Annotated in this window: 21 protein-coding genes and 1 tRNA gene; 16 read left to right on the top strand and 6 right to left on the bottom strand. The window is 69.6% G+C overall.

Features of this window, described 5'->3' with window-relative positions:
- Positions 1-4 precede the first annotated feature (4 nt).
- Complete coding sequence (locus tag BKH28_RS05775) at positions 5-628, top strand: TetR/AcrR family transcriptional regulator (protein ID WP_075417900.1); 624 nt, start codon at positions 5-7, stop codon at positions 626-628.
- 317 nt (positions 629-945) lie between these two features.
- A complete protein-coding gene (gene mtnN / locus BKH28_RS05780; protein WP_075417901.1) occupies positions 946-1,689 on the top strand; it encodes a 5'-methylthioadenosine/S-adenosylhomocysteine nucleosidase in 744 nt (247 codons plus the stop codon).
- Between the two features lie 124 nt (positions 1,690-1,813).
- Here the strand turns inward: mtnN and BKH28_RS05785 are convergent, their stop codons facing one another.
- A complete protein-coding gene (locus BKH28_RS05785) occupies positions 1,814-2,161 on the bottom strand; it encodes a winged helix-turn-helix transcriptional regulator (protein WP_075417902.1) in 348 nt (115 codons plus the stop codon).
- Between the two features lie 65 nt (positions 2,162-2,226).
- On the opposite strand from BKH28_RS05785, the gene BKH28_RS05790 reads away from it, so the two are divergent.
- Positions 2,227-3,093, top strand: a complete 867-nt coding sequence (locus BKH28_RS05790; RefSeq protein ID WP_075417903.1) for an NmrA family NAD(P)-binding protein — start codon at positions 2,227-2,229, stop codon at positions 3,091-3,093.
- 176 nt (positions 3,094-3,269) lie between these two features.
- On the opposite strand, the gene BKH28_RS05795 is transcribed toward BKH28_RS05790, so the two are convergent.
- On the bottom strand, positions 3,270-3,569 hold the full coding sequence (locus BKH28_RS05795) for a thiamine-binding protein (RefSeq protein ID WP_075417904.1): 300 nt from the start codon (positions 3,567-3,569) through the stop codon (positions 3,270-3,272).
- 88 nt (positions 3,570-3,657) lie between these two features.
- Here BKH28_RS05795 and BKH28_RS05800 point away from each other — a divergent pair, with 88 nt between their 5' ends.
- Together BKH28_RS05800 and BKH28_RS05805 are read left to right on the top strand one after the other, a co-directional pair.
- The gene (locus BKH28_RS05800) at positions 3,658-4,188 is read left to right on the top strand and encodes a MerR family transcriptional regulator (RefSeq protein WP_075417905.1); all 531 of its coding nucleotides are present in this window, start codon (positions 3,658-3,660) and stop codon (positions 4,186-4,188) included.
- The gene (locus BKH28_RS05805; RefSeq protein ID WP_075417906.1) at positions 4,185-4,613 is read left to right on the top strand and encodes a carboxymuconolactone decarboxylase family protein; all 429 of its coding nucleotides are present in this window, start codon (positions 4,185-4,187) and stop codon (positions 4,611-4,613) included. The genes BKH28_RS05800 and BKH28_RS05805 overlap by 4 nt, the downstream gene beginning before the upstream one ends.
- Before the next feature lie 260 nt (positions 4,614-4,873).
- Here the strand turns inward: BKH28_RS05805 and BKH28_RS05810 are convergent, their stop codons facing one another.
- The gene (locus BKH28_RS05810; protein ID WP_075417907.1) at positions 4,874-6,457 is read right to left on the bottom strand and encodes an aspartate:alanine exchanger family transporter; all 1,584 of its coding nucleotides are present in this window, start codon (positions 6,455-6,457) and stop codon (positions 4,874-4,876) included.
- A gap of 272 nt (positions 6,458-6,729) precedes the next feature.
- On the opposite strand from BKH28_RS05810, the gene BKH28_RS05815 reads away from it, so the two are divergent.
- From BKH28_RS05815 to BKH28_RS05825, 3 genes are all read left to right on the top strand, one after another.
- Positions 6,730-9,120: a carbon starvation CstA family protein gene (locus tag BKH28_RS05815; RefSeq protein ID WP_075417908.1), complete on the top strand. Its 2,391-nt coding sequence runs from the start codon at positions 6,730-6,732 to the stop codon at positions 9,118-9,120.
- On the top strand, positions 9,117-9,404 hold the full coding sequence (locus tag BKH28_RS05820) for a CstA-like transporter-associated (seleno)protein (protein WP_075417909.1): 288 nt from the start codon (positions 9,117-9,119) through the stop codon (positions 9,402-9,404). The genes BKH28_RS05815 and BKH28_RS05820 overlap by 4 nt, the downstream gene beginning before the upstream one ends.
- Positions 9,405-9,487: 83 nt before the next feature.
- Positions 9,488-10,036, top strand: coding sequence for a VanZ family protein (locus BKH28_RS05825; RefSeq protein ID WP_256695513.1), 549 nt, complete (start codon positions 9,488-9,490; stop codon positions 10,034-10,036).
- A 287-nt stretch (positions 10,037-10,323) separates the two neighbouring features.
- On the opposite strand, the gene BKH28_RS05830 is transcribed toward BKH28_RS05825, so the two are convergent.
- Positions 10,324-10,407: transfer RNA gene (locus BKH28_RS05830), tRNA-Leu, on the bottom strand.
- A 257-nt stretch (positions 10,408-10,664) separates the two neighbouring features.
- Here BKH28_RS05830 and BKH28_RS05835 point away from each other — a divergent pair.
- The 7 genes from BKH28_RS05835 to pknB are packed head-to-tail and all read left to right on the top strand — an operon-like array spanning position 10,665 to position 19,642.
- On the top strand, positions 10,665-11,372 hold the full coding sequence (locus BKH28_RS05835) for an FhaA domain-containing protein (protein WP_003788601.1): 708 nt from the start codon (positions 10,665-10,667) through the stop codon (positions 11,370-11,372).
- Positions 11,369-11,845, top strand: a complete 477-nt coding sequence (locus BKH28_RS05840; protein WP_003788599.1) for an FHA domain-containing protein FhaB/FipA — start codon at positions 11,369-11,371, stop codon at positions 11,843-11,845. Before BKH28_RS05835 ends, BKH28_RS05840 begins: the two co-directional genes overlap by 4 nt.
- On the top strand, positions 11,842-13,272 hold the full coding sequence (locus tag BKH28_RS05845; protein ID WP_075417910.1) for a PP2C family protein-serine/threonine phosphatase: 1,431 nt from the start codon (positions 11,842-11,844) through the stop codon (positions 13,270-13,272). Before BKH28_RS05840 ends, BKH28_RS05845 begins: the two co-directional genes overlap by 4 nt.
- Before the next feature lies 1 nt (position 13,273).
- Positions 13,274-14,971: an FtsW/RodA/SpoVE family cell cycle protein gene (locus tag BKH28_RS05850; protein ID WP_075417911.1), complete on the top strand. Its 1,698-nt coding sequence runs from the start codon at positions 13,274-13,276 to the stop codon at positions 14,969-14,971.
- Positions 14,968-16,470 (top strand): peptidoglycan D,D-transpeptidase FtsI family protein, encoded by a 1,503-nt coding sequence (locus tag BKH28_RS05855; RefSeq protein ID WP_075417912.1) that lies wholly within the window; start codon positions 14,968-14,970, stop codon positions 16,468-16,470. The genes BKH28_RS05850 and BKH28_RS05855 overlap by 4 nt, the downstream gene beginning before the upstream one ends.
- Positions 16,467-17,594, top strand: a complete 1,128-nt coding sequence (locus BKH28_RS05860; RefSeq protein ID WP_075417913.1) for a serine/threonine-protein kinase — start codon at positions 16,467-16,469, stop codon at positions 17,592-17,594. The genes BKH28_RS05855 and BKH28_RS05860 overlap by 4 nt, the downstream gene beginning before the upstream one ends.
- A complete protein-coding gene (gene pknB, locus BKH28_RS05865; protein WP_075417914.1) occupies positions 17,591-19,642 on the top strand; it encodes a Stk1 family PASTA domain-containing Ser/Thr kinase in 2,052 nt (683 codons plus the stop codon). Before BKH28_RS05860 ends, pknB begins: the two co-directional genes overlap by 4 nt.
- 210 nt (positions 19,643-19,852) lie before the next feature.
- On the opposite strand, the gene BKH28_RS05870 is transcribed toward pknB, so the two are convergent.
- Both BKH28_RS05870 and BKH28_RS05875 read right to left on the bottom strand, forming a co-directional pair.
- The gene (locus BKH28_RS05870; RefSeq protein ID WP_081380064.1) at positions 19,853-20,614 is read right to left on the bottom strand and encodes a response regulator; all 762 of its coding nucleotides are present in this window, start codon (positions 20,612-20,614) and stop codon (positions 19,853-19,855) included.
- A 145-nt stretch (positions 20,615-20,759) separates the two neighbouring features.
- Positions 20,760-22,229, bottom strand: a complete 1,470-nt coding sequence (locus tag BKH28_RS05875) for a sensor histidine kinase (RefSeq protein ID WP_256695514.1) — start codon at positions 22,227-22,229, stop codon at positions 20,760-20,762.
- Between the two features lie 618 nt (positions 22,230-22,847).
- Between BKH28_RS05875 and BKH28_RS05880 the strand changes: the two genes are divergently transcribed.
- Positions 22,848-23,600, top strand: a complete 753-nt coding sequence (locus BKH28_RS05880; protein WP_075417916.1) for a DUF4352 domain-containing protein — start codon at positions 22,848-22,850, stop codon at positions 23,598-23,600.
- Positions 23,601-23,757 lie beyond the last annotated feature (157 nt).

The raw sequence follows: 23,757 nt of genomic DNA on the forward strand, positions 1-23,757 counted from the left end.
TCTCATGACACCGAGCACCGACCCGCCAGCAGCCGAGCGCACACTGCGCAAGCGGGAGAACACCCGCGCCCGTCTCATCGAGGCGGCTGCGGACATCATCGCCTCCAAGGGCATCGCCAGCACTCGTATTGACGACGTCGTCAAGCAGGCCGGCTTCACCCGGGGCGCCTTCTACTCCAACTACTCCTCGCTCCAGGACATCCTGACCGAGGCCATCGTCACGCGCTCCAACACCTTGCTGTCACGGGTCACGCAGGCCATCGACTCCTTCGAGGGCGCTCCCACAATGGACTCGCTCATGGAGCTGCTCGAGGCCATCCGCCCCGAGGCCCGCACCATCTACCTACTGACCACGGAGTACTCCCTCTTCCAGCTGCGCAACCCCGACAGCCCGACGATCCCCGGGACGGCTCGCGCCGACTTCACCGCCAGACTGTCCGGGACGGTCGAGAAGGTGCTCATCCGCATGGGACGCCGCCCCACCGTCCCCACGGCGAGCCTGGCTGACCTCGTCAGCCTGCTCTTCATGGACTCGATCACCGAGAGCATCGACGGCAGCAGGCTGCGCGACCTCATCGAGGCGGTCATCATCGGGCTGAGCACGCCGACGAACGCTGACGACGCCTGAGTCGCTCCGCACCAGAGCCCGCCTCCCGTCGAAGCCAGATCCCGCCCCCTCACAAGGTGCACATCGACATCATCCCCGGCGGCAGAAGGCCACAGCTACCAGCCGACCCCCACTGCACGCTCTCTACAGCGCCCCAACAGAGCCACCATGCGGCGAATCTGTCCGTACGGGACGACTTTGAATCACAGCAGCCGCACCGCGGTTTACAAAGGCCCAGGTCATCACCCTGTTACTCACAGATACCGGATTCGATCAACCGTCAAAGCCGTCCCATCTGGACACTTTCAGGGCTCGGGCACCCTCTGTAGGCTCAGCGTGTGAGTCGCACCAGTGCCGCGCCCGTCATCGTCTCCTGCGCCATGGCTGAGGAGGCCCAGCCCTTCCTGGACGCCCTGCCCGAGCGCGCGGCAGCCCAGGCGCCGACCCTGCCGGGCTCCGCGCGCGCCTGGTCCCTTCAGCTCCCCGACGACGAGCGCGAGCTCATCCTCATGCGCAGCGGTATCGGGCTTGTGGCGGCCGCGAGCGCGCTGGCGACGGTCCTGGCTCAGGTCCACCCCGGCGCCGTCGTCTCGGCGGGGACCACCGGTGGGCTCGGCCGACAGGTCGAGGTCGGCGACGTGTGCGCCTCAGCGAGCCTGGCCTACACCGATGCCGACGCCACCGCTTTCGGCTACGCCCGCGGCCAGACCCCGGGCCAGCCGGAGACCTTCACCGGGGACCCGGCCCTGCTGGAGCGCCTGGAGCAGGTGGGCCCGCAGGCCCTGCGCGGCGCCACGGCGTCGTCGGGCTCGGCGCGGCTGCGCGTCGGTCAGATGCTGGCCGGCAACTCCTTCGTGACAGCCGCGAACGTGGCCGACACCCGCGAGATCTTCCCCGGGGCGCTCAGCACGGACATGGAGTCGACGGCGCTGGCGCAGGTGGCGGCGAGCGCCGGCGTCCCCTTCGTCTCGGTGCGCGGCGTGTCCGACCTGTGCGGCCCCGAGGCGGGCCAGGACTTCCACATCGCCGCTGAGGAGGCCGCCGCCCGCAGTGCCGCGGTCGTCCTGGCTCTGCTCAGCTGATCCACTGACGGCCCCGAGCCTCACCGACATTTTCTTCACAGATCGACCTCTTCTTCAGAAACGACCCGGAACCGCGTCGTTTATGAAGAATGTGTCGGTTTAGTCGGCCTGACGCAGGCGCGCCTCACCGGCGCGAGTCGGGCTGCGGCGTGAAGGCCGACGTCGGGCAGCTGATGCCCCACTCATACATCGCATCGAGTACCGGCCGCAGGCTCCTGCCCAGGTCGGTGAGCTCGTAGACCACGCGGGGCGGCACCTCGGGGTAGGCGTGTCGGGTGACGATCCCACGCGACTCAAACATCCGCAGCCGGTTGGTCAGCGTGTGCGCGCTGATCCCCGGCAGGGCGTCACGCAGCTCCCCGAAACGCTGCGGGCCGTGCATGAGCTCGCGCACGATGAGCGTCGCCCACGGCCCGTCGAACAGCAGCAGGAACCTCGCCACCCCGCACTCGGGAAGATCGACCTCACTCATGACATCGAAACCTACCCCAATAGTGCAGTTGACGTAACTGGTGCATCGTATGCACTAATGGAGTTATGGCTGACATCGTTCACGGCGCCACAGGCGCTCAAGGCTCTCCCGTCCTATCCGCTCTGACCTCCGCCGGGCGCACTGCCATCGCTGCGGTCCGGCACCCTGAGGCAGTCCCCGCCGGCATCGCCGCCCGGCAGGTCGACCTGGCCTCAGCGGACTCCCTCGCCGCCGCCTATGAGGGCGCCGACGGCGTCTTCGTCCACCTACCCATGGGCGCAGCCGAGGCGGTGGCCGCCCAGGCCCGGGCCGTCGTCGAGGCGATCACCCGGGCCCGCCCCGGCCGCGTCGTCATCTCCACCAGCGGGCAGATCGTCGACCAGCCGGACTCACCGCTGCAGGCGCCCGCGGACAGCCCCATCATGACGCTCATCGACGGCGTGACCGGCAGCGGCGTCCCCACGGCCGTGGTCGCCCCGCGCCTCTACCTGGAGAACCTGCTCCTGCCGGTCGTCCTGGGCCCCGTGCTCGAGGAGGGCGTGCTGCGCTACCCGCTTTCGGCGTCGTTCCCGGTCTCCTGGAGCTCGCACCTGGATGTGGCCGAGGTCGTCGCCCGCCTGCTCACGGATGACTCCCCCACCACGGGCACGGTCGGCGTCGGCCACCTGCCCGGACTGACGGGACCGGATCTGGCCACGGCCTTCTCCAGCCGCTTGGGCCTCGAGGTCCGTTTCGAGGCCATCACGCCCGAAACCTTCGGCGAGCTCATCACACCGCTCTTCGGGCCGGCCGCGGCGCCGGTCGTTGACCTCTACCGGGCGCTCAACGCGCAGGACGGCAACACCATCGCCGAGGACAGCAGCGCCCAGGAGCTCCTGGGACTCCGGCCGCGCCCGATCGAGCAATGGCTTGAGGACCTGGCGGTCTCATAACCGGACTCACCGACATTTTCTTCACAGACCAACCAAAACTTCAGAAACGACGCGGCTCCGGGTCGCTTCTGAAGTTTTGGTCGATCTATCTGCCGGCGCGGGCTCCCGGGCGCGGCATCGAGGCGACAGCAGGGCGCGGCAGGTTGCGGGCGTCTGCCGGGCGCCGCTCAGTCGGCCTAGCGCAGGCGGGCCTCGACGCGTTCGACCTTCGCGGTCATCTGGTCGGTCCAACCGGGACGGATGTCGGCCTTGAGGACAAGCGCCACGCGCGGGCTCACCTCAGCGACCGCCTCGCAGGCCCGCTTGACCACGTCCATGCACTCGTCCCACTCCCCCTCGACCGTGGTGAACATCGACGTCGTCTCATGGGGCAGCCCCGAATCGCGCACCACGCGCACGGCTCGGGCCACCGCCTCGGAGACCGATCCGTCAGGAGCGTCAGTGGTGGTCGGGGACACGGAAAAGGCGATGAGCATGCGGCCAGGCTAGCCTCGCGGCACCATCCGGGCCGCCGCTCTGTCCGTTCTTGCCTTTGAGCGCACTCGAAGTCCTACGGTCTGCGTCATGACCAGCTCGACCGCTTCACGCAGCGAGCCCGACGACGTCCGGCTCCGCGAGGCGCTCCGCCTCGACTCCGTCCCACCCAGTGACAACGTCGGGCCGGAAACCGGGCCTGGTGCAGCCGGATGGGACATTGCGACCACTGCCGATCACCTGGGGGTCAGCGCCCACACGCTGCGCTACTACGAGCGGATCGGACTCGTGCGGGTGGACCGTGACGCCTCGGGACATCGTCGTTACGACGCCGCCGGCGTACGGCGTCTGGTGTTCCTCACCCGGATGCGGACCTCGGGAATGCCGATCCGCGATCTGCGGCGCTATGTCGCGCTGGTCGAGGCCGGCCGGGACACGGTGCCCGAGCGCCTGTCCCTGCTCACCGAGCACCGCGACGGCCTGCGCACCCGCATCGACGAGCTCCGGCTGGCGCTGTCCGCCACCGACTACAAGATCGCCGCCTACACGCGGGAGCTGGAGGGGCAGGCCGCCACGGACAACATCGACACTTCCGAGACTGACAAGGAGACCCCCTCATGACCGCTGAAACCTCTCACCCCCAGCACGACGTCAACAGCCCCGAGAACCTGGCCCGGCGCGAGCGCGGCCTGGAGGTCGCCCGCTCGGTCGACGGCGAGGCGGCCCAGGCCGTCATCGACTCGCTGGCGGACATCAGCCCGGCGCTCGGCCACCACATCGCGGCCTTCGGTTTCGGGGACGTCTACGCCCGTTCCGGCCTGGACCCACGCAGCCGCCAGCTCGTCACGATCGGCGTGCTCACGGCCCTGGGTGGCTGCGAGCCGCAGCTGAGGATCCACATCGGGGCTGCGCTCAACGTGGGGCTGACCCGCGAGGAGATCATCGAGGCGATCCTGCACGCCTCGGTCTACGCCGGTTTCCCGCGGGCGCTCAACGCGACCTTCGCGGCACGCGAGGTCTTCGCCGAACGCGACGCCACCGACTGATCGTCCGTGTCGGCTCGTATCGCGGCGGCCTCAGCAGGTCGCAGCGCGGGGCTCAAAATGAGGCAGCGTGTCCACATCGGTGACAAAGGCGGGCTCCGGGTGCACACCGCCGCGAAGAAACCGCATGATTCCGCGGTTCCGTTGACGGCCTGATCGGGCCGCAGGTTCCTTTGTCACCGATATGGACACCTCTGGGCTCACTCGGCCCGGATCCGGTGGCCCGAGAAGCACTCCCCCGCCCACCGCCGTCAGGTCACCCCTTACAGCGCCACGAGGACCTGGACCATGACGATCTTGACGACGATGGCCAGGGCGAACAGAGTCGCATAGCCGGCCTCGATGCGCTCGTCATCGCGTTTGGACAGGGCGAAGGCCAGGATCGCGGGCTGCCCGACGAGCCCGGCCAGGCCGCCGGAGGCGCGCTGCGCGGAGACCCCCGCCCACCGCGCCCCGGTCAGCAGGACGATGGCGCTGACCGCCACGACGAGCGCGGCGAGCACCCCCACCTTGAGCCCCGTCATCGAGAAGGCCGAGGCCGCGAAGTCCGGTCCGGAGGCCAGCCCGATCGCGGCCAGGAAGAACAGCAGCCCCAGCTGGCGAATGGTGGAGTTGGCGGCGTGCGGCAGCCCCCACACGAAGGGGCCAGTGCGGCCCACCCGCCCCAGGACCATGCCGACGACGAGCGGCCCGGCCGCCACCCCGAGCCGCAGGGTGATGCCTCCGGGAAGCGGGATCGCCACCAGCCCCAGGAGCACGCCGAGCGCCATGCCGGCCCCGACGGAGAAGGCGTCGATCTGAGCGATGGAGCGCTCGGAGTCGCCGAACCAGTCGGCAGCCTTCTCCAGCTCGTCGCTGGGGACCACCGCCAGCACCCGGTCGCCGAGCTCCAGGACGAGGTCCTCGCGGGCCAGCAGGTCCAGGTCGCCGCGCTTGACGCGGGTGATGACGCCCTGGAAGCGCCCGGGCATGTCCACCTCGGCGATGGTGCGACCGGCCACCCGTGTCGAGGAGACGGTCAGGCGCCGGAAGTCGACGGCGGTGCGGTCCTTGGCCAGGCAGTTGTGAAACCCGGTGCCCAGGTCGTGCACGGCGGACTCGACGGCGGACGGCGCCCCGACGATGACGACCTTGTCCCCGGGCAGCAGCACCTCGCCGGGGGCCACGACCCGGGTCTCGCCGTCGCGCTCCAGGTAGGAGATGCGGATGCTCCCCTCCTTGAAGGCCTTCATCTCGCCGAGCGCCACCCGCTGGAGGAGGTAGACGCTGGTGGCGGTGATGCCGTCGGCGCTGGCGGGCCGCGGGTCGCGTCGCCCGGGCCAGGAGCGTCCCACGACCCCGGACACGATGAGGATGGCCACGGCCACGCCCACGGGGTAGGCCAGGGCGTAGCCGACGGCGGGCTCCTGGGTGCCGGCCGCCTCGATGGCGGCGTCGAGCACCGGCGAGGTGAGGGCGCCCGCGTAGGCGCCGGAGTCCATCGCGGGGCTCACACCGGCCAAGTGGGAGTAGAGGCCGCCCGCCCCGCCGGCGATCACGAGCGCGACGACGCACAGAGCCATGAGCGGCAGCTGCCTGCGCAGGTCGCGGAAGAAGGTGTTGCCGGCGGCCAGGCCCACGGTGTAGCAGAACAGGGCCAGGCCGAGGCTGCGCAGCAGGGTGAGGTCGGCGCCGAGCCGGGGGTCGAGGGCACCCACTGCGAGGCCCATGAAGAGCGCCCCGGCAGCGCCGAAGCGGATCGGTCCCAGTGGGATCTGCCCGACGGCGGTCCCCAGGCCGATGACGAGGAAGACGATGAGGATCGGCGCCTGCGCAAGGACGTCGAGAACGGGATGGAGCACGGACACGACGCCAGGGTAGCCGCAGGCCCCCGAGCACCCCGAACCCCGCGCACCAGTCTCGGCCCGAGCCCGGCAACGTCATGCGCGACGCCGTACAGCGGCCACCGGAAGCATTATTCAATAGGTGGGATAAATGGCATTGATGTCGGGGGTGAAAGACATGCACCCCGCCACCGGACTCGCCATTGCTTCCCTTCCGCCACCAGGAGGAATACCCTGGAGGAGTCACCGGAGACGATGACGTCACACCTTTTCTCGACGACGAGAACGGAATCCCGATGCCCCAGAAAGAAGCCTCCTTACCCACCTACTCACCGGAGGAGGAGAAGCGGATCATCCGCAACGCCGACGGCGTCCCCGTCGGCATACGTCCTGATAATCGGTGGACACCCGCACGAATCGCCACATGGGTGGTCATCACCGCCCTGGGCGTCCTGGGGTGGTGGATGCTGGCGGTCGTGCGCGGCGAGCACGTCAACACCATCTGGTTCGTGGTCACCGCCGTATGCACCTACGCGATCGGGTACCGCTTCTACGCCCTCTACATCCAGCGGCACATCATGCGCCCCGACGACACCAACGCCACCCCGGCCGAGCGCATCAACAACGGGCGCGACTTCGACCCCACCCACCGCGTCGTCCTCTACGGCCACCACTTCGCGGCCATCGCCGGCGCCGGCCCGCTGGTCGGCCCGGTCCTGGCCGCCCAGATGGGCTACCTGCCCGGCACTCTGTGGATCATCATCGGCGTCCTCGTGGCCGGCGCGGTCCAGGACATGCTCGTCCTGTTCTTCTCCATGCGCCGCGGCGGCCGCTCCCTGGGCCAGATGGCCACTGACGAGATCGGCAAGATCGGTGGCATCGTGGCGACCATCGTCGTCTTCGTCATGCTCATGATCGTCCTGGCGGTCCTGGCCATGGTCTGCGTCAACGCCCTGGCCGCCTCCCCGTGGGGCGTCTTCTCGGTGGGCATGACCATCCCGATCGCCATCGGGATGGGCCTGTGGCTGCGCTTCGTCCAGCCCGGCAAGATCACCCAGGTCTCCTTCGTCGGCTTCGGCCTGCTCATCGCCGTCATCATCGGCGGGCGCTGGGTGGCCGAGTCCTCCTTCGGCCACTACCTGCACCTGTCCCCCACCACCCTGGTGTGGGCCATGATCATCTACGGCTTCCTGGCCGCGGTCCTGCCGGTGTGGGTCCTGCTCACCCCGCGTGACTACCTGTCGACCTTCATGAAGGTCGGCACCATCACGATCCTGGCCCTGGGCATCATCATCGTGCGCCCCCTGGTGGAGATGGCCGCCGTCACGGAGTTCGCCTTCAACACCGCGGGCCCCGTCTTCGCCGGCACCCTCTTCCCCTTCCTGTTCATCACCATCGCCTGCGGCGCCCTGTCCGGCATGCACGCCATGGTCTCCTCGGGCACCAGCCCCAAGATGGTGGAGAAGGAGACCCAGGTCCGCATGATCGGCTACGGCGGCATGCTCATGGAGTCCTTCGTGGCCATCATGGCGCTGGCGGCCGCGGTCTCGTTGAGCCCGGGCATCTACTTCTCCATGAACACCTCGACGGCGACCATGAACAAGCTCGCCGGCCCCGAGACGGTGGCCGCCGCCCCCTGCAAGACCACCGACGACCCGGAGCGCCACTGCGAGAAGCTCGCCGAGGCCGCCGTCGCCAAGCTCGGCGTCACCGACGCCCAGGGCCGCAAGCTCACCCCCGAGTGGGACTCCTGGGATGACAACGGCACCCCCAAGACCTACACGGGCGCCGAGGCCCTGGAGCGCCTGGCCAGCGACGTCGGCGAGCCCAACGTCGTCTCGCGCACCGGCGGCGCCCCCACCCTGTCGGTGGGCATCGCCCACATCCTCCACCAGATCGGCGGGGGCCGGGCCATGATGGGCTTCTGGTACCACTTCGCCATCATGTTCGAGGCCCTGTTCATCCTCTCGGCCGTCGACGCCGTCACCCGCGTGGCCCGTTTCCAGCTCTCCGACGCACTGGGCAACGCCTTCCCCAAGTTCAAGGACCCGTCCTGGCACGTGGGCGCCTGGGGGACCACGGCGGTCGTCGTCGCCTCCTGGGGGGCTCTGCTCCTTATGGGGGTCACCGACCCGCGCGGCGGCATCCAGACGCTCTACCCGCTGTTCGGCATCGCCAACCAGCTCATCGCCGCCGTGGCCCTGCTGGTGGTCACCGTCATGGTGGTGCGCAAGGGCTACACGAAGTGGGTGTGGATCCCCGCGATCCCGCTGGTCTTCGACACGGCAGTCACCTTCACGGCCTCGTGGCAGAAGATCTTCTCCACCGATCCGCTCGTGGGCTACTTCCAGCAGCATCGCGAGGCCGTCGCCAAGCTGGGCACGCTCTCCGACCCGGCCAAGATCGAGGAGACCAAGGCGATCGTGCGCAACACGATGATTCAGGGGACGTTGTCGATCGTCTTCCTGGTCATGGTCGCCTTCGTCATGGTCTGCGCCCTCATCCGCATCGTCCAGACGATCCGCAACCGGGACACGACGACGTCGGAGGACCCGTACCAGGAGTCCAACTTCTACGCGCCTGAGACGATGATCGCCTCCTCGCTCATGAAGAAGGTCTCCCGGGAGTACGAGCAGGTGGGCGACCCGGCCCTCATCCCCCACAAGGCCCACGCGGAGAAGTCATGACGGCTACTCCTCCGACACCGCAGCCGGCGGATCGGGTGAGCGCCCGACGTCGGGTGCACCAGGTCCTGACCCGGGCCCGCACCCTGTGGCGGGACATGACCGGGGAGTCCGCCTATGACCGCTACCTGGAGCGCTACGCCCGCGAGCACGCGCAGTGCCCCAACGGGCACGGGGGCTCCCACGGCTCCGAGCACGGTTCTGGGCATGGCCCCATGAGTGAGCGCGAGTTCTGGCGCGCCCGGGCCAAGCAGGCTGAGACGGAGATCAACGCCAGCTGCTGCTGAGTCCCGGGGAACTCGCCCCTGTGCTCCGATCGTTACCGCCCGCCTTCCAGGGTTCCCGGAGGGCGGGCGGTAGCGTCGTGAGCGTGCCCGCCCAGCAGCCCGCGCCCGAAGCACGGACCTCCGCCGACTCCCCCGACACCTCCTGGGGGACGTTACCGGCGTCGGCCGGTGCGCCGTCCGCCGGCCGCACCACGGGCCCGAACATGCCCGAGGCCCTCCCCCCGGGCCACTCCTCCTACGAGCGGATCGCCCGCGTCGCGGCGGTCATCCTCCTGGCCGTCATCTGCGTGGCGGTCACATGGCCCTCCGGACGCGAGGTCGCCGAGCTCAAGGACACCATGGGACCGGGCTTCCTCAGCTCCGAGGGCAAGGACGTCGTCCTCAACCTGGTGATGCTGGCGCCGGCCACCTTCTGCGCCGTCGCGGGATGGCGGGACATCCCCTGGTGGATATGGGCGCTGGTGGGTTGCGTCGTCGGACTGAGCGCCGAGGTGCTCCAGAGCCTCCTGCCGATGCTGGAGCGGCGCCCCTCGCTGGCCAATGTCGGCCAGAACGCCGTCGGCGCCTGGGCCGGCGCCCTGACCGCCTGGTACCTGTTGCACCGCCTGCACCCCCGGCCCGCCGCCGCCTGACTCCCCCGTCATCACCGGAACGACGCCGCACCGTCACGAGCGGACCGCGTCCCTTCAAGGGCGGGGACGCTCAGGCACCGTGCGCGCACCACACGAGGGTGGGGTGCTACTGGAAGAGGGTCGGGGATACTCCACGTAGGCGGGACCTTCGTGCAGTACGCACAACCTTCGGCCAGTAGATCCCGGCCCTCGTACAGTAGGCCGGCCCGCGGGATCCGGAGCAGGGCCGACCCGGAAACGGGGACAGCGAAAGGCCCGGACCATGCGGCCCGGGCCTTTCCGTTCTGTGCGCGGGGGGGGACTCGAACCCCCATGATCGTAAGATCACACGGACCTGAACCGTGCGCGTCTACCAATTCCGCCACTCGCGCGAGAAGCGAGCATGAGACTAGCCTGCCACCCCCGCCGCCGTCCAATCCTCACCACCACATCCGGCCGTGAGACCGCTCACGACACAATTACCTCACACAGCGGGGGCCGTCTCCCCTGCAATCGCTTCGCTACCGTTACGATGGGAACGGTATCGGCCTGCACGCAGGACCGTGCAGGCCCATAGCGAGGCGGGACAGTCCCGTCTCCCGGCTCCATCCCGGGGGCCGCCACACCATATTTGGGGGAGGTACTGTCCATGGGATTCCTGGACAAGTTCGAGAAAGGCGTCGAGAACGTCACGAACCGCGCCATGTCCCGTTTCTCGGACGACATCGAGCCCATCGAGATCGCCTCGAAGCTCCGCGAGACCATGGACAAGCGCGCGGCGTCCTTCGCCCGCGACCGTTCAGTGGTTCCCAACATCTTCCGCATCCACCTCACCCCACCGAGCATCGAACGCATCACCGCCTGGGGCCAGGACGAGATGGTGCGTCAGATGGAGGAGGTCGCCACCTCGCACGCCGCGGACCAGGGCTACTCCTTCGTCGGCCCGGTCGAGGTCTCCTTCCTCGTCAACAACAACCCCAACGCCCCGGCGATCGAGATCGAGTCCTCCACGCGGCGCGGCGCCGCCGCCCCGGCCGCCTCCGCCACCGCCACCCCGGCGCACCCGATCGTCGACATCAACGGCCAGCGCTACCTGCTCACCGGACCGGTCACCGTCATCGGGCGCGGCTCGGAGGCGGACATCATCGTCGACGACTCCGGCGTCTCACGCCGTCACCTGGAGATCCGCCTGACGCACGGCAACGCCATCGCCAGCGACCTGGGCTCCACCAACGGCACCTTCGTCGAGGGCCAGCGGGTCGACGCCGTCACCCTCGTGGACGGCAACACCCTCACCATCGGCCGCACCCAGATCCTGTTCTGGGATGGCACCCAGAACAGCGGAGTCAACGGGTGAGCGCACTCGCCTTCACGATCCTACGGCTGGGCTACCTGGTCCTGCTGTGGTTCTTCCTGTACCTCATCGTGCGCGTCATGCGCCGCGATATGGCCGACTCCCCCGTCGCCGGCCCGTCACGTCGACGCTCCGCGGGCGGCTCCGAGCAGCCCTCAGGCCCGCCCCCCAGGGGCCGACGACGCAGCGCCACCCGCCTGGTCATCACCGAGGGCCCGCTGGCCGGCTCGACCGTGCCCCTGAGCCCGTCGTCGATCATCATCGGCCGCTCACCCTCCTGCACCCTGGTCCTTGACGACTCCTACGCCTCATCGCGCCACGCCCGCGTCTTCCCCAAGGACGGCGCCTGGTGGCTGGAGGACCTCGGATCCACCAACGGAACCATGATGGACGGCCGCCCCGTGCACGGCGCCGTGGAGCTCCCCATGAACATTCCTGTCAGAATCGGCCAAACGACGCTGGAGCTGCGCTCATGACCATCTCCCTGCGCTTCGCCGCACGCTCCGACGTCGGCCTGGTCCGCCAGTCCAACCAGGACTCGGGCTACGCCGGCCCCCACCTGTGCGTCCTGTGCGACGGGATGGGCGGGCCCGCGGGCGGAGACATCGCCTCGGCGGTCGCCGTCGAGCACCTCATGCCCTTGGACGCAGACTCCCACCAGGCCGGTGAGCTGCTGGGCCTCATGCGCGACGCCGTCCAGGCCGCCCACACCGAGCTCGTCACCCTGTCCTCGCAGGATCCCGACCTCGCCGGTCTGGGGACCACCTGCATCGGCGTCATGCGCAGCGGCAACAAGCTCGCCATGGTCCACGTGGGTGACTCGCGCGCCTACATGCTGCGTGACGGCACCCTCACGCAGGTCACCACCGACCACACCTTCGTGGAGTACCTCGTGGAGACCGGGCGCCTCACCCGGGACCAGGCCCGCCAGCACCCGCAGCGCTCGGTCCTCCTGCGCGTCCTGGGGGACACCGAGGGCGAGGTCCAACTCGACGAGTCGATCCGCGAAGCCGTTCCCGGCGACCGCTGGCTGCTGTGCTCCGACGGCCTGAGCGGCCCGGTGACCGCCGAGACCATCGGTGAGGTCCTGGCCGGCGTCGCCGACCCCGGTCAGGCCGCCGATCAGCTCATCGACCTGGCGCTGCGCGCCGGCGGACCGGACAACGTCACCGCCGTCGTCTTCGACGTCGTCAAGGACGACCCCGAACCGCAGACCGTCCCGCAGGTGGTGGGCAGCGCCGCCACCGAGCGCCTGGCCCAGGAGCGTGCCGCCGCCGCCCATCGCGCGGGTGACGGGGAGGCCAAGGCCAAGGACACCGAGGCCACCAGCCCCGCCGCCAAGGCCGCAGCCCTCATGGCCACCCTGGAGGAGCAGGCCGGCTCCACCCCTACGAAGGAGTCCTCCGAGGCCAACGAGGCCATCGCCGCGGAGGCCGCCACCCAGCAGAAGGCCCGACGCCGTCACCGCCGTCGGGTCCTCGTGGGCGGCCTCGTCCTGCTGGCCACGCTCGTCGGGGCCAGCGCCCTGTTCTACCGCTGGACCCAGACCCGCTACTACGTCTCCACCTACAAGGGCGAGGTCGCCATTTACCAGGGGATCCCCCAGTCCGTCGGCCCCCTCAAGCTGAGCCACTCGGTCAAGACCTACGCGGACCTGCCGGTGGAGGAGCTCGATCACAACATCCGCGAGCGCCTGGAGGCCACCGTCACCCAGTCGTCGATGAGCGACGCGGAGACCTACGTGGACAAGACGGTTCGCTCCTACCGCAAGCCGGCCGCCGCCCCGCAGAGCACCTCGGGCCCCACGGCCAAGCCCTCATCCCCCTCATCCTCACCCACCTCCACCCCGTCGCCGGCCTCCGCCACACCGACCCAGCCCGGCAAGACCGGGCAGGAGGGGTGAGATGACTGCTGCTCCGGGCCCCATGGGCGCCCCCGCGGGCGTCGCGACCATCCAGCCCGCCGGCTCCGCGCGATACTCGGGACGGTGGGCGGAGGCGGCACTGCTCGGCGTCGCCCTGGTCCTGGGCCTGGGCGGCTTCGTGCTCACCGCTCTCAACCGCACCGGCTCCTCCCCGACGCAGACCGTGGTCGTGGCGACCGCCTTCCTGGCCCTGACCGTCCTCATGCACCTGTGGGTGCGCTACCACGCCCCGTGGGCCGATCCGGTCCTCCTGCCAACGGCGGTGGCACTCAACGGGATCGGTCTGGCCATGATCCGACGCCTGGACCTGGCCTATGAGGTCAACGAGCAGTGGCAGTTCTACGTGGGCTCCAAGCAGCTCGTCTGGACGCTGCTGGGCGTCATCCTCTTCTGCGCCGTGCTCCTCCTGCTGCGCGACTACCGGCGCCTGAGGCGCTGGGACAACTGGGCCATGTGGTCCGGTCTGGTCTTCCTCGTGCTTCCCTTCATCCCGGGCATCGGCCAGAGCATCAACGGCGCCCGCATCTGGATCCGGATCGGCCCCATGAGCTTCCAGCCGGCCGAGCTCTCCAAGGTGCTGCTGGCGGTCTTCTTCGCCTCCTACCTGGTGGCCAACCGGGACAACCTGGCCCTGGCGGGCCGCAAGGTGCTGTGGATGAGCCTGCCGCGGGCTCGCCACCTGGGCCCCCTGTTCATCGTGTGGGGCGTGAGCATCTGCGTCCTGGTCCTCCAGAAGGATCTGGGCTCCTCGGTCCTGCTGTTCGGCCTGTTCGTCGTCGTCCTGTACGTGGCCACCGACCGGCCCTCCTGGCTGCTCATCGGAGCGGCCCTGTTCCTCCCGGCGGCCTGGTTCGCGGCGACGCATCTCCATCACGTCCAGCAGCGCATCAACGGCTGGCTCCACGCCACCGACAACGCCGTGTACAACGCCGCCGGCGGTTCCTGGCAGCTGCTGACGGGCATGTTCGGGATGTCCACCGGCGGACTCATGGGGGCCGGATGGGGCAAGGGGTCACCGACTCTCGTCACCTTCGCCAACTCCGACTTCATCTTCGCCTCGCTGGGTGAGGAGCTGGGCCTGACCGGCACGCTCGTCATCCTCATGCTCTACCTCGTTCTCATCCAGCGGGGGCTGCGCACCGCCGTCTCGCTGCGCGACGGCTTCGGCAAGCTCCTGGCCGTGGGCCTGTCCTTCGCCATCGCCCTGCAGATCTTCGTGGTCATCGGCGGAGTCACCCGGCTCATCCCGCTGACGGGACTGACCCTGCCCTTCCTGGCCTACGGCGGTTCCTCACTCCTCGCCAACTGGGTCATCCTGGCCCTCCTGCTGCGCCTGTCCGACGCCGCCCGGCGTCCGGCCACCCACGCACCGCGGATCATCGACACCGCCGAGCTGCCGCTCTCCCTGCGCCGCCAGGTCCAGGACGCCGGAGCCGAGGAGTCAATGGCCGAGGACGTCGACGACGCGCCCACCGGAGCCGAGCAGGCCGACGTCGGAGGCTACGCGTCCCCATCAGCCGCACCCGGCCCCGGCAGCCCGTCGGATGACGCCCGCCCCGCCGTCACCGTCAGTCCGGAGGCGCCGTCTCCGCCGTACACCGCACCGGGCGGGCAGACCCTGCGCTCATCGCGCGCCCCGGGCTTCACTGAGGACAGCGACAGGAGGCAGCAGCCATGAACCGACAGATTCGTCAAGTCGCCTTCCTGGTACTGGTCATGTTCACCACGCTGGCCCTGTCCGTCACCAGTGTCCAGGGCCTGGCCCGCCCCTCCGTGTGGGAATCGTGGTCGGCCAACGGGGCCCTCAACTCCGACCCGCGCAACCGCCGCACCGTCAGCCGTAACTTCGACACCGAGCGGGGCCCGATCCTCCTGGCCGGTGGCACCACGATCGCCAGCACCCAGAAGTCCGACGACGGTCAGGGCTCCGAGGACTACCAGCGCGTCTACGCCAACGGGCCGCTCTACGCCCCGGTGACCGGATACTTCTCGCCCGCCTTCGCCTCCATGACCGGCATGGAGAAGGAGGGCAACTCCGTGCTCAATGGGGACGACCCCTCCCTGTTCTCCTCCCGGATCAAGACCCTCATCACCGGTGACTCCCAGCGGGGCGGGGCCGTTGAGCTGACGATCAAGCCCGAGATCCAGCAGGCCGCCTACGACGCCCTGGCCGGGCGCGAGGGCGCCGTCGTCGCCCTGGACCCCAGCACCGGGGCCATCCTCGCCCTGGTCTCCAGCCCCTCCTACGATCCCTCGGCCTTCGCCACTCGGGACGGGAACGCCGCCAATGAGGCCAACACGACCCTCAGCCAGGACTCCTCCCGCCCCCTGGACAACCGGGCCATCGCCGGCAACCGCTACCCGCCGGGCTCGACCTTCAAGATCATCACCACGGCGGCGGCGCTGCGCACCGGCAAGATCACGACGGACCAGGAGGTCGACGCCCCCGACACCATCACCCTGCCGGGCACCAGCCACTCCCTGGAGAACTACGGCGGGGAGTCCTGCGGCGGCGGCCGGACCACCTTCTCCCACGCCTTCGCCGAGTCCTGCAACACCCCCTTCGCCCAGCTCGCCATCAACGTCGGCGAGAAGGAGCTCTCCAAGGAGGCGAAGAACTGGGGCTTCGACTCCGACCTGTCCATCCCGCTGAAGGTCACGCCGTCGACCTACCCGGACAACGACTCGCAGGCGCAGACCGCGATGGCCGGCATCGGTCAGGCATCGGTGCAGGCGACCCCGCTCATGATGGCGATGGTGGCCGCCACCGTGGCCAACAAGGGTGAGCAGATGACCCCCTACCTGGTCTCACGCACCCTGGACCCCGATCTCAACGAGGTCAGCGCCACCTCCACGAAGGTGGCCCGCACCCCGATCGACTCGGCCACCGCCTCCTCCCTGTCCTCCCTCATGCAGAAGGCCGTCGCCGACGGCACGGGCACCAGCGCCCAGGTCGCCGGGGTTCAGGTGGCCGGCAAGACCGGTACCGCCGAGACCGGCACGGACAGTGGCCCGACCACCTGGTTCGTGGGCTTCGCCGGCACCGACATCGACAAGCCTCAGATCGCGCTGGCCGTCGTGCTCGACGGCAATGCCGAGACCGAGGACGGCGCCACCGGTGGCAAGGTGGCCGGCCCCGTCGCCGCCAAGGTCATCGATGCGGCGGTGGACCAGTGAAACCTGTTGCTGGGCTCCAGCTCCAGGGCCGCTACGAGCTGGTGGAACAGATCGCCCTGGGCGGTATGGGCCAGGTGTGGCGCGCCACCGACCTGCGTTCGGGCCGGGCGGTGGCCGCCAAGATCCTGCGCCCCGAGCTGACCGGCGATGAGATCTTCCTGTCCCGTCTGCGCGCGGAGGCCAAGAACTCTCAGGGCCTGCGCCACCCGAACCTCGCCGTCGTCCTGGACTCCGGGGAGAAGGACGGGACCGGCTGGCTCATTATGGAGCTCGTCCAGGGGCGCGCCCTGTCGGACATCATCGCCGAGAAGGGGACCCTGTCTCCCGCCGAGATCCTGCCGGTCCTGGCACAGGTCGCCCGCGCCCTGCAGGTCGTCCACGACTCCGGCGTCGTGCACAGGGACGTCAAGCCCTCCAACATCCTCATCAACCGCGAGGGCCTGGCCAAGCTCACCGACTTCGGCATCTCCACCGGCATCAACCAGCGCCCGCTGACCGCCTCCGGCATGGTGATGGGCACCGCCCAGTACCTCGCCCCCGAGCAGGCCATGGGCAATATGGCCACCCCGGCCGGCGACCTCTACGGTCTGGGCATCATCGCCTACGAGGCCCTGGTGGGGCGGCGCCCCTTCAGCGGAGCCACCCAGGTGGATATCGCCTTCGCGCACGTCAACGAGGAGGTTCCCGCACTTCCCGACGCCGTCCCGCCTCAGGTCCAGGCCATCATCCTCAAGCTGCTCGCCAAGAAGCCCTCCGACCGGCCGCACTCCGCCCGCGAGGTGGCCCGCGCCCTGGACCGGGCGGTGGTGAACCTGCCCACGGATGCGTGGGATCCCCGTGAGGCACTCAGCTGGGAGTCCACCGGCCGCCGTGGCCCGCAGACCCGCGAGCTGCCCCAGCCGGCCACGGTGCGTCCCGGCCGTCACGCGGCCCAGGAGCCGACGCCGTCGCGCACCGCCCGGCACGCCTCAGGACGGTCCTTCCTCGGTCTCAACCTGCTGACCCTGAGAGTCCTCATCCCGGCCCTCGCGCTCATCACCCTGCACAGCACAGGTACGCTTGCCCATGCGCATCAGGTCGTGCCAGCCTTGATGCTGAGCATCCCTGTCAAGGAGGTACTGTGACCAGTCAGTTCCCCCAGGTCCTCGCGGGCCGTTACGAGATCCGCGACCTCATCGGACGTGGTGGTATGGCAGAGGTGCACCTCGGCTACGACACTCGCCTGTCGCGGGTCGTGGCCATCAAGCTGCTGCGTTCGGACATCGCCGGCGACCCCACCTTCCAGGCCCGTTTCCGCCGCGAGGCCCAGTCCGCGGCGGCGCTCAACCACCCCGCCGTCGTCGCCGTCTACGACTCCGGCGAGGAGGAGCTCCTCCAGCCCGGTGGCGCCAGCCGCACCGTCCCCTACATCGTCATGGAGTACATCGAGGGGCACACGGTGCGCGAGCTCCTCAGCGAGGGCGAGGCCGTCCCGATCGCGGAGGCGGCGGAGATCGTCTCCGGTGTCCTGGACGCCCTGGAGTACTCCCACCGGGTGGGGATCGTCCACCGTGACATCAAGCCCGGAAACATCATGCTGACCTCCACCGGCGCGGTGAAGGTCATGGACTTCGGCATCGCGCGGGCCATTGAGGACTCCGCCTCCACGGTGACCCAGACCCACACGGTGGTGGGCACCGCCCAGTACCTCTCCCCGGAGCAGGCCCGCGGCGAGTCCGTGGACGCCCGCTCGGACCTGTACTCCACCGGGTGTCTCCTCTACGAGCTGCTCACCGGCCAGCCGCCCTTCCAGGGCGACTCCGCCGTGGCCATCGCCTACCAGCACGTGCGGGAGATCCCCAAGCGCCCCTCCTCGCTGGCGGCCGATGTCCCCGAGTCCCTGGACCGGGTGATCCTCAAGTCGCTGGCCAAGAGCCGGGAGGACCGTTATCAGGACGCAGCCCACATGCGCGCCGACCTGCAGGCGGCCGCGCGGGGCATGTCCGTGGCCGCGCCGGCCGCCGACTCCTGGTCCCCGGCCACCTCGGTCATGGCCTCACCGGCCGCCGAACCGGTTCAGCCCACCTCCTCCTTCGCCCAGGTGCCCTCCGGGGCCTCTCCGATGCAGGCGGCCAAGGAGGCCGAAGAGCCCGAGGAGAAGCCCAAGAGCCACGCCTGGGTCTGGATCCTCATGTTCCTGCTCTTCATGACCCTAGCCGTCGTCGCCGGGCTGTGGGCCGCCGGGGGCTTCGACAACCAGCCCACCCCGACGCCGAGCCCCACCATCAGCAAGGTGGAGGTCCCCGACATCTCCAAGCAGGATGAAGAATCGGCCAAGAAGACCATTGAGGACGCCGGCCTGAAGTTCGCCAAGGACGAGGTCGCCAACGACGAAGTCAGTGAGGGCCTGGCCGTCTCCTCCGACCCGGAGAAGGGCACGAAGGTCGAGCAGGGCTCCACCGTCACCGTCCACTTCTCCACCGGATCAGCCATGGTCAAGGTTCCCGACCTGACCGGCAAGACCCAGGAGGACGCCCGTAAGGCCCTCAAGGACGCCGGACTCGAGGGCGGAAACACCTCCCTGGAGGACTCCGCCACGGTCGCGAAGGACCGGGTCATCTACACCAACCCGCAGGCGGGGAACTCCGTTGCGCGCGGTACCGCAGTGGACCTGGTGCTCTCCACCGGCAATACCTCCGTGCCCGATGTCGCCGGCCAGGACGAGGCCACGGCGAAGAAGTCCATCGAGGACGCCGGCCTGAAGTTCAAGCGCGGCGACGACGTCACCTCCGCCGATGTCGAGCAGGGCAAGGCCGTCTCCTCCGACCCGGCCGCGGGCTCCAGCGCCTCAGCGGGAGACACGATCACCGTGCACTTCTCCAGCGGTGCCGCGGCCACGCCGACGCCGAACGGCCCGGTGACCGTGCCCAAGGACCTCAACGGGAAAACTGCCGATGAGGCGGCTGCCGAGCTACAGAAGCTAGGTCTCACCGTTACCCAGGATCAGAAGGCCTCCAAGGATGTGGACGCCGGTAAGGTCATTGGCACTGAACCGAAGGCCGGCACTCAGGTGCCCGCCGGTTCCACCGTCAACCTCACGGTCTCCACTGGTAGTGGTAAGGACAAGGACGGAGAGGGCAATAACAACCAGCAGCCCAATCCAGGCGGAGCAGGTAACAACAACGGCGGCTGAACGCCTGAGTTAACCGTGGTCTCGAGTTCGAGCTTGAGCCCTCCGCCCGGATGGCCGGCCCCGTGCATCGTCGAGGACGCATCTGAGCCTGCGAGCACGGGCCTCGCGGTGACAGTCCGCGAGCCTTAAGGTGCGTCCGCGCGCACCTCGGGGCACCCGGATCCGGCAGGCCGCAGTCACCGGCCCTCACCGCTCAGGGTGGGTTCGCCCCTACCCCAGCAGTCCGGCGCGCTCGGCGAGGACCGCCAGGTGCACCCGGTTGCGGGCACCTACCCGCTCCTGCGCGCTGCGCAGGTGGGCCTTGACGGTCGAGACCGAGATGTACAGCCGGCTCGCGATCTCCTCAGTGGTCAGCCCCTCGGCGGCCGCCGCAATGACCTCGAGCTCGCGCCGGCTGAGCCCCGCCGCCGCCTGCCGGGCCTGGGCCACGGCGTGCTGCCGCTCCTCGGAGCGGGCGTCGTAGGCCGCCAACGTCGGTGCCATCGGCTGAGAACGCACGTATCGCAGCAGCTCGGCGAGCGCCCCCGGTGAGAGCACCGACTCACCCGCCATCACCCGACGCAGCCCGGCATTGAGCTCTTCGGAGGCGGAGTACTTGAGCAGGTACCCCACAGCGCCGGCCTCAATGACGCGCACGACGGCGTCGTCGACGTCCCAGGTGGTCAGCGCCACGACGTGGGGGTGGCGCGGTGAGGCACAGATCTGGCGTGTGGCCTCGATCCCGTCCATGACGGGCATGCCCAGGTCCATGAGCACGATATCGGCCTCGATGCGGCCCACGGCGTTGATCGCCTCACGGCCGTCACCGGCCTCGGCGACCACGACGTAGTCCTCACGTGGCCGCAGGAGCGGTTTGATGGCGGCGCGGGTCAGGGGGTCGTCGTCGACGAGGATGACACGGACCGGGGAGGCCGGTGTGGGGGACGCGGGCCGGGAGGCTGCGGGGGCCGGGACGGTGGAGGGATCGGGCACGGGGACCAGCCTAGGTGCGCGCGCCGACACAATCACCATCCCAACGGCCCAGGCGCCCGGATTGTTCAGGCCGGTGAACTGCGCGCCGGCCGGTATCTCCCGGCTCGGGCCGTGCAGAGCCGTTCGGTGACCGCTCGGTGACCGCTCAGTGGACGGTCTGAGGCAACTCCGCGGAGCGCCAGGGCAGGTGCGCGCTCACCACGAACCTGCCCTGGCCGTCGGGGCCGGCGTGGAAGGAGCCGCCGCAGATCTCCGCCCGTTGGGCCATGCCGCGCAGGCCCGAGCCGCTCTGGAGGTCACCGGCCACGACTCCGGGTCCTGACACTGCTCCCCGGTCGACGCCGGCGGCCCGAGGCACCTCACAGGACTCCGCGTCGTGAGCCTCCGGCTCAGGCCGGCAGATCCGGTTGGAGCAGGTGATGTCGATACCGGTGTCCGGACCGCCCTCGACGCGCAGCTGAACGCTCATACCGGGTGAGTGCTTGCGGGCGTTGGTCAGGGACTCCTGGACGATCCGGTAGACGGCTCGGGAGAGCACCTCGTCGGCCTCCGCAGCCCGGTCGAGGTAGATCGACGAGCTGAGCGGCTGGTGGGCGGCAAGGACCCCGTCCACCACCTCTCTGAGGTCCTCCAGGCGCGGGGCGGGCTCGACCGCCCCCACTGGCTCGCGCAGCACGGCGAGCAGGGAACGCAGGTCCCGCATGGCGTCCTGGGCCTCCTGCCGCACGCGCTGGGCGGCGGCCCGCGGATCCTCCTCATCGAGGGCACCTGCTGAGTCCGAGGCTTCCGATCCGTCTGGGACGGGGGAGCTCTCCGACGTCGTCAGGACCCCGTGCTCCAGGGCGGCGGCGTGGAGGGCGAGCAGCGACAGGCGGTGGCCGAGTCCGTCATGCACCTCGCGGGCCACGCGCTCACGCTCAGCCTGCAGGCTGACGGTGTCGGCCAACCGGGTCGAGGCTCGGGTCTGCTCCTGAGCGGTGCGCTCGGCCCGGGCTGAGGCGTCGGCGGCCTCCTGAGCACGGCGTCGGGCCTCCTTCTCACCGTCACGCATGCGCAGCCACAATCCGACGGCGACCGGCAGGGACATGACCACCACCGCGAGGAACAGCACCGGCACCGCCGACACATGGGTCACGGCATGGGAGTCGGGCGAGGGAGAGGTGATGACGCCGATCATCGAGCTCCCGGTGGATCCGTAGCTCGCGTCCCGGAAGAGCGCCGCCAGGGTACCGACGGCGAGCAGCGCGCCCGTGGCCCACGGGACAGGGTCGCGCAGGGACCGGGACCGACGCACCACGGTGGTGAAGGCGATGAGTCCCACGGTGGTGTCCAGGGCGGCCGCGGCACCCGCGAGCGCCGAGGCGACCGTGATGGGCACCGGCCAGCGCCGACGCAGGAAGACCGCCACGAGAAGCGCCAGCCCCATGAGGATTCCTGCGGCGTCGAGCAGTGGGTGACTCTCCTTGAGAAGCCGCTCATGATCGAAACGTGTTCCCAGTGCGATGAGGAACCCCATGGCGCACAGGATGAACAGGCCCAGGGATCGCAGAATCCTCAGGGTGACCTCGAGGGCACGACGTTGCGACGGGGACAGGGAGTCCTTGAACGAGGGCACCGGTCTCGCAGGGTCGTACGATGCGGGACCGGCGGGCGCCGCCGTCATCGGGGGGCGGACGTACGGGCCCATCGCCGCAGGAGTGCCGGGAGGAGCGGGATGAGCGGGCAACGCGGGATACGGGGACGGCCCGCTGTATCCCGCGGGCCCCTGGTATCCCAGATGTCTCGGATAGGTGGGATAGGGGTAGGCGGGCGGACTCGACCGGTATGGCAGGACCGGCGCCCCGAAGGCGGGCTCATTCCGACCACCCCCGGGCCGACCGCCCCCGGAACCAGCACTCTCGCCCGACACGGTTGGGGTGCCGAGGGCAGGAGTGGGCGGGTGGCCGGGGACTGACATGTGCTCACTGTAGATCCGGGCACTGACGCGCATGATCGCCCGATAGGACACGATTCGAGCGCTACGACACGGGAGGCCTTGTCCTTTCGGACAGTCACCATGAGTGCCCTTTCGGATGGCCTCCTCGGACTCATCGGTCGATGTGCGTGCAGCACGACCGGGGCCATCGTTGTTCCCGTCAGCTGATCCCATCAGCTCCAGTGACCACTCACCACCTTGAAAGGCGCTGCCGCATCCCGCTCAGTGCCTCACCTCCCGCATCTCGAAGGACCCATCATGACCAGCCCAGTCAACCCAGTCCCGTCCTCGCCCGCCGGTGTCCCCGCCGCAGGCTTCCCCGCCCCGGCCGCAGACATGAGCATGCCAGCCCCCGAGCCGAAGCGCTCCTGGTTCGCCCGGCACAAGATCCTCACCGGTATCGGCGCCTTCGTCGCCGTCGGCATGATCGCCTCCGCGCTCAACGGTGGTGGAGGCTCAGGGGCCTCGGGCACTGCCACCGCCACCCCGCCCTCCGTCCAGGCGATGGCCACCGCGCCCGCTCAGGAGACCGCCGGCCAGGACTCCGCGGCCGCCCCCAGCCCGCAGCAGGCGCCGACCAACGATGCCGGCAAAGCGGACTCGAACTCAGGCTTGAGCTTCCCCGGGAAGCAGAGCGGCGACGTCGTCGGAAACGCCGGTGACACGATCGACGACGACGGCGTCAAGGTGAGCGCCACGACCGTGGCCGCGGGCGACGCCACCCTGGGCCCCACCGTCTGCTCGACCATCACGATCACCAACGGCTCCAAGAACACCCTGGACGTCAATGCCCTGGACTTCACGTTGCAGAACCCGGCCGGGGCGATCAGCAACAGCGGCTTCCTGGGGTCGAGCAACCACCTGTCCTCGTCCACGCTCATCGCGGGCGGCTCGGTCAGCGGCGACGTCTGCTTCGATACTGATGTGTCGGCCGGAGGACAGTACGTGCTCCTCTACAAGCCCACACTCTCGCTGTTCGGGCACCGCCGGGCCTGGATCAACAACCTCTGACATCCCAGGGGCCCACAGGTGCATCTGGCGCGTGTGGGCCCCATCGGCCGGGGACATTCCGCGCGGCCAGGTGCGTGTCGTTCCGGCCGGGGGCATTCGACGCCGTCGGGGACAGGATTCCGGTCCCCGACGGCGTCGAATGCCCCCGGCCGCACAG

The organism is Actinomyces oris (assembly GCF_001937665.1).
In the GTDB taxonomy this organism is placed as follows: Bacteria; Actinomycetota; Actinomycetes; order Actinomycetales; family Actinomycetaceae; genus Actinomyces; species Actinomyces stomatis.